This is a genomic window from Halomonas sp. GXIMD04776, from assembly GCF_049808615.1.
GTDB lineage: Bacteria > Pseudomonadota > Gammaproteobacteria > Pseudomonadales > Halomonadaceae > Modicisalibacter.
Map to the genome: position 1 here is coordinate 1 of NZ_JBNCAN010000065.1, position 1,072 is coordinate 1,072.

1 protein-coding gene is annotated in these 1,072 nt (G+C 46.4%); it reads right to left on the reverse strand.

Annotated elements, in window-relative coordinates; translation table 11 throughout:
• Positions 1-35: 35 nt before the first annotated feature.
• Positions 36-632 carry an aromatic amino acid transport family protein gene (locus ACPF7Z_RS19395; RefSeq protein ID WP_425194878.1) on the reverse strand — a complete coding sequence of 199 codons (597 nt, stop codon included), beginning with the start codon at positions 630-632 and terminating at the stop codon, positions 36-38.
• Positions 633-1,072 lie beyond the last annotated feature (440 nt).

Genomic DNA, 1,072 nt, shown 5'->3' on the forward strand with positions numbered 1-1,072 from the left:
GCGTGGCTCGCATCATCATGATGGCGGCCCGGTCTTCAGCAGAAAGATGGCGATAGCAGTGGTTCATGGCAACACCGTACCTGATGGGTCACGTGTTGCGCTTGGTCATTGAGACCGCCCAGTATCATGCCGAAAGTAATTAGTTTTTCGGAAACCCCGGTTACTCTCAATCCCATCCATACTACGCCTACGGCTGGCACAAAGAAAACTAGGCTACCGACGAAATCGGGGATACCTAGCGCTTCCCCAAGGATGTCGCCGCTGCCAATTGTATAAGCTGTGAGCGCCCCTAGAGCATTAATCATGACGGCTGCAAACATAAGCCACGAGCCAAGTGTGCCGACATAAGTTTTAGCTAACCCACTCAGCTGCAGTGGAGTACGTGTCCTCATGCTTGTTTCAGCAATGTAGAGCATAGTGATAGCTACAAAAGTTCCAGTCAGAATGACCCAAAATACTAAGGCTGGGAAACCGCCAAGCCTTGAGCCGAATGGCAAAGCGAGAATCCCAGAACCAATGCTAGCTCCAAGTTTAATGGCGACTCCATCCCAAAAACTTAAAGGCTCTGGTTTCAAAGCGCCGCCTTCAGGATAAGCATTTTTCGGTTGATCTATTTTTTCAATGCTGCTCATTTTTTCACCTTGTTTAAATTGTGGTGAGAGAACGAATTATAACCATGGTGAGACGTTAAAAGCACATATTACTTTAATTCCCGCGCTGCTGGAAAACGTGGAAAATTAAATATCCTATATTACAATCACATTCCCATATTCCAGTTACCTCCGAAGTTAAAAATATTTTAGCAAGTAGCCAGGCTATTAACCTGTCTCTTGATAAGGCGCTGATAAGGCAGTTTTTATAGCATATAGATGCATGCGTAAATGCCAAAAAAATCACTCCGCATGTAAAAATTGTTTGCAGCTTGCGGGGTGCGCCTCTCGGCTTGAAAGGAAGAGTTATTGTCAAATCTGGTGGATGACGGTCAGGCCGCATTCCTGTCTGATTGATCGGTTATCTGCTCTCCGTCCTGGAACTTGACGTTGCTGACGACCAGTTCCAGCTTCTGGAAGTG